General features: G+C 72.0%; 5 protein-coding genes. 1 reads left to right on the forward strand and 4 read right to left on the reverse strand.

Features of this window, described 5'->3' with window-relative positions; genetic code table 11:
* Positions 1 to 320: 320 nt before the first annotated feature.
* The 3 genes from ACIQOV_RS28195 to ACIQOV_RS28205 form a co-directional block, all read right to left on the reverse strand.
* On the reverse strand, positions 321 to 1190 hold the full coding sequence (locus tag ACIQOV_RS28195) for a 3-hydroxyacyl-CoA dehydrogenase family protein (protein ID WP_401053215.1): 870 nt from the start codon (positions 1188 to 1190) through the stop codon (positions 321 to 323).
* A 170-nt stretch (positions 1191 to 1360) separates the two neighbouring features.
* Entirely contained in the window at positions 1361 to 2011 is a 651-nt protein-coding gene (locus tag ACIQOV_RS28200; protein WP_380538219.1) for a response regulator, read from the reverse strand.
* Positions 2008 to 3216 carry a sensor histidine kinase gene (locus ACIQOV_RS28205; RefSeq protein ID WP_401053218.1) on the reverse strand — a complete coding sequence of 403 codons (1209 nt, stop codon included), beginning with the start codon at positions 3214 to 3216 and terminating at the stop codon, positions 2008 to 2010. The genes ACIQOV_RS28200 and ACIQOV_RS28205 overlap by 4 nt, the downstream gene beginning before the upstream one ends.
* A gap of 157 nt (positions 3217 to 3373) precedes the next feature.
* Here ACIQOV_RS28205 and ACIQOV_RS28210 point away from each other — a divergent pair, with 157 nt between their 5' ends.
* Positions 3374 to 3994 (forward strand): hypothetical protein, encoded by a 621-nt coding sequence (locus tag ACIQOV_RS28210; protein ID WP_401053220.1) that lies wholly within the window; start codon positions 3374 to 3376, stop codon positions 3992 to 3994.
* Positions 3995 to 4060: 66 nt separating this feature from the next.
* Here the strand turns inward: ACIQOV_RS28210 and ACIQOV_RS28215 are convergent, their stop codons facing one another.
* The gene (locus ACIQOV_RS28215; RefSeq protein WP_359899948.1) at positions 4061 to 4633 is read right to left on the reverse strand and encodes a cob(I)yrinic acid a,c-diamide adenosyltransferase; all 573 of its coding nucleotides are present in this window, start codon (positions 4631 to 4633) and stop codon (positions 4061 to 4063) included.
* Between the last annotated feature and the right edge of the window lie 93 nt (positions 4634 to 4726).

Here is a 4726-nt window from a genome sequence, read left to right on the forward strand (position 1 = left end):
CCGGTCGTCACCGAGACCGCCGCGGCCCCGGAGACCGGCTCCGGGGTCCTCCCGTGGTTCCTGTCGGCCCGGACCCGGGCGGAATGCCGGGTTCCCTCATCTGACGGTGAACCGGCTCCGCAGGTTGCTGGTTTTGGCCAGATCTGAAGCAACTTCACCCGTCCGAGGGAATATACGCAGGTCGGCCCCACACCTACGCTCGATTACCGCCCAAATCACCCGTCTGCGGTACCCGGCGTGAGGAAACTCACCCGGCCCTGCGGAGCGGGCCGTACGATGCCCCGATCGCACGGCCCGGCCGGTCGTTCAGCCCTGCCGGCTCACTTGCCCTCGTACGGGTAGAAGCCGCGGCCGCTCTTGCGGCCCAGGTCACCGGCGGTGACCATGCGGGCCATGATCTCCGGCGCGGCGAACTTCTCGTCCTGGGTCTCGGTGTAGATGTTGCGGGCGGCGTGCAGCAGGATGTCCACGCCGGTCAGGTCGGCGGTCTGGAGCGGGCCCATCGCATGGCCGAAACCGAGCCGGCAGGCGGTGTCGATGTCCTCGGCGGTGGCCACGCCCGACTCGTACAGGCTGGCGGCCTCGACGACCAGCGCGGTGATCAGGCGGGTGGTCACGAAGCCGGCCACGTCGCGGTTGACCACCACGACCTCCTTGCCGACGCCCTCGGCGTAGGCGCGGGCGGTGGCCAGCGTCTCGTCGCTGGTCTTGTAGCCGCGGACCAGCTCGACCAGCTTCATCATCGGGACGGGCGAGAAGAAGTGGACGCCGACGACCGACTCCGGGCGCCCGGTGGCGGCGGCGATCCGGGTGATCGGGATGGCGGAGGTGTTGGAGGCCAGTACGGCGCCGTCCTTGGCGAGCTTGTCGAGTTCGCGGAAGACGCGCTCCTTGACCTCCAGCTCCTCGAACACGGCCTCGACCACGATGTCGGCCTCGGCGACGGCGCCCAGGTCGGTGGTGGTGGTGATCCGGCCCAGCGCGGCCTCGGCGTCCTCGGCGCTCAGCCTGCCCTTGGCGACGAACTTCTCGTAGGAGGCGCGGATGCCGGCCAGGCCCCGCTGGAGCGCCTCCTCGGTGACGTCCCGCAGCACCACCGGGTGACCGGCCTGCGCGGACACCTGGGCGATGCCGGCGCCCATCAGGCCGGCACCGATCACGGCGATCTGCTTGCTGGACGCATTGCTCATGGCTGGGTCTCCCGATGCCGTCGCCGCCCCGCGGGCGGGCCCTGAAGGCGGCTCAGGGCAGGGGTCGCCGCCAGAGAGCCGCATCGCTCGTTTTTCCGGGACTCTAATGCCCAAATCCCCCGTGCAATAGCAATCGGGAGTGTGATCTGCAACCGACCTAAAACAGGTGATCAGACGGTCAGTCCGAGGTCCTGCGCCAGGATCGCCGCCTGCACCCGGCTGCGCAGCCGCAGCTTCGCCAGGATCCGGCTGACGTGCGTCTTGGTGGTCGCCTCCGCCATCTCCAGCCGGGCCGCGATCTCCCCGTTGGACATCCCGGCCCCGATGCAGGCCAGCACCTCCCGCTCGCGGCCGGTCAGCGTCCCCACCGCGGCCCGGGCCTCCGGTCCGACCGGCCGCTCGGGGCGGGCGAAGGCCCCGATCAGCCGTCTGGTCACCGAGGGCGCCAGCATCCCGTCCCCGCGCGCCACCGTGCGGATGCCCTCGATCAGGGTGTCCGCCTCCAGGTCCTTGAGCAGGAACCCGGACGCCCCGGCCCGCAGCGCGCCGTAGACGTACTCGTCCAGGTCGAAGGTGGTCAGCACGAGCACCTGGCCGGCCCCGGCGGCGACCACCTCGCGGGTCGCCGAGACGCCGTCCAGCCGGGGCATCTGCACGTCCATCAGCACCACGTCCGGCCGCAGCTCCAGGGCCAGCCGGACGGCCTCCTCGCCGTCCGCGGCCTGCCCGACCACCTCGAACTCCGGCTCGGCGCGCAGGATCATCACCAGCGCCGCGCGTACCGCCGCCTGGTCCTCCGCCACCAGCACCCGGATCGTCATGCCCGCCCCTCGTTCCCCCGGGCGCGCGGCAGCACCGCGCGCACGCTCCAGTACCCGTCCTTCGGCCCGGCCTCGAAGCTGCCGCCGAGCAGCCCGGCCCGTTCCGCCATGCCCACCAACCCGGCCCGGGCACCGGGCAGTTCACGGCCCGGACCACCCCGGTACGGGCTGTCGACCGAGATCCGCAGTTCCTCCGGCGCGAACTCCAGCCGCAGGCTGACCAGTCCGGGCCCGGCGTGCTTGAGGGCGTTGGTCAGCGACTCCTGGACGATCCGGTACGCGGCCAGCCCGACCGGCACCGGCACCTCCCCGCGCTCGCCGCGCTCGTCCAGCGCGAAGTCCAGCCCGACGTCCCGGCCGGCCGCCCGGGCCTTGGCCAGCAGGGCGTCCACCGCGGCCAGGTCGGGGGCCGCGTACGACTCGTCCACCTCTCCCCCGCCACTGTCCCGGAGCAGTCCGATCATCCGACGCATTTCGGCCAATCCCTGGACGCTGTTCTCCCGGATCACCGCCAGCACCTCCACCAGGGGATCGTCCTGGGGCAGGTTCCGGCGCCGGGCCACCGACTGCGCACCGGTGGCGTGGATCGCGATCGCCGACAGGTGGTTGGCCACCACGTCGTGCAACTCCCTTGCCATCCTGGCCCGTTCGGCGCCGATCGCCTCCCGCCGGTCCATCTCCGAGAGCAGCGCGGTCTGTTCCGCCCGCAGCCGCTCGGCCTCCGCCTCCTGCCGGTGCTTGCGCACCACGTCGCCGCTCCACACCGGGCCCAGGAAGACCAGTGTGCTGACCACCACGATCAGCAGCGCCAACGAGGTGCCGCCGTAGACCGCCGCCAGGGTGGACAGCGCCAGCACCGTGGCCCCACCGGACAGGTGCAGCACCCGGGACATCCGCGGGGTGCCGTAGATCACCGCCGCGTACAGCAGGTCGGTGTACATGATCAGCGTGGCCACCAGGTTGCCGGCGAACACGCTCGCCGCGAAGGCCAGCCCGCCGAGCGACACCGCGAGCACCGGCCTGGTCCGCCGGACCAGCTCCAGCCCGGCCATCACCAGCAGCGGCGGCGCCACCACCCACGGCGGCACCCGGTCGGCCCGGTCGTACACCCCGAAGGCGATCAGCACCGCACCGCCGAGCAGCCCGGCGAGGGCGATCAGCTGGTCCTGTCGGCGTGGGGGGAGCGCGGGGAACGGGAGCGGCACGTCCCCATCTCATCATCCCCGGCGGCCGGCCCGGCTCCGGTCCACGAAGGAGCCCGCTACATCGAAAGGTGCAGGCCGGTACGGCACCGTGCGACGACGACAGCGGCACGCCCCCGCACGAGGCTGGAAGCACCACCGAAACGTCCGGGAGCAGAACGTGATCGTCACTCTCATCGTCGCGGCCGAGATCTCCTTCTGGATCCTGCTCGGCCTCGGACTGACCGCCCGCTACCTGCTCCGGTGGCGCCGCACCAGCACCGCGCTGCTGGTCGGCCTGCCGGTGGTGGACCTCACCCTGTACGCCCTCACCGTCCTCGACCTGCGCGGCGGCGCCACCGCGAGCTGGACGCACGCCCTGGCCGCGAGCTACGCGGGCTTCTCGATCGGCTACGGCCCCTCGCTGGTCCGCTGGGCCGACCGGCACTTCCTGCACCGCTTCGCCGGCGGCCCCAAGCCGCTGCCCTCGCCCAAGTACGGGCCGGAGCGGACCAGGTACGAGTGGCAGATCGCCGGCCGGACCGTCGTGTCCGCCGCGGTCACGCTGAGCCTGATCACCCTGCTCGTCCCGCTCTCCGCGGGCTCCGCCCACTTCGGCACCTTCCTCCAGTGGTACCTCAAGCTGGGCATCGCCGCCGTGGTCAACGTGATCGTGGCCGGCTGCTACTCGCTCTGGCCCAAGCAGCCGCCGGCCGGCGTGGTGGTCGAGGACGACCGGGTGGTCACCGGGAAGACCCTCGCCGGCAGCGCCCCCGACCGCACCCCGGCCGACCGGCCCTGAACCGTCGAGGGCCCGTCCTCGGACTCCCACGGGGGAGCGGTCCGAGGACGGGACTTCGGCATGTTCCTAGCGGTTCTCGCCCGGGACCCAGAGCACGTCCCCGCGCTCCTTGTTGGCCACCCGGGCCAGGATGAACAGCAGGTCGGACAGCCGGTTGAGGTACTTCGCGGTCAGCGGGTTGACGCTGTCGCCGTGCTCCGCGATCGCCGACCAGGTCGAGCGCTCGGCCCGCCGCACCACCGTGCAGGCCAGGTGCAGGTGGGCCGCCCCGGGCGTACCGCCGGGCAGGATGAAGCTGCGCAGCTTCTCCACCCGGGCCAGGTACTCGTCGCAGTCCGTCTCCAGCCGGTCGATGTAGGACTGCAGCACCCGCAGCGGCGGGTACTTCGGGTCCTCCACCACCGGGGTGGACAGGTCGGCGCCGACGTCGAACAGGTCGTTCTGGACCCGGACGAGCACCGCCGTCATGTCCTGCGGCAGCTCACCGACGGCCAGGGCCACGCCGATCGCGGCGTTGGCCTCGTTGGCGTCCGCGTACGCGACCAGTCTCGGATCGGTCTTGCTGGTCCGGCTCATGTCGCCGAGCGCGGTGGTGCCGTCATCGCCGGTACGGGTGTAGATGCGCGTCAGATTGACCATGCGGCCAGAGTAGCCGCCGGGTTAGGCGCCGTTAACCCCGCCTCGGAAGGTCCCCGGGCGTGTCGGCAGGCCGCTGCGCGACGTCGACCCTCC

The organism is Kitasatospora sp. NPDC091257, from assembly GCF_044757675.1.
In the GTDB taxonomy this organism is placed as follows: Bacteria; Actinomycetota; Actinomycetes; order Streptomycetales; family Streptomycetaceae; genus Kitasatospora; species Kitasatospora lactacystinica.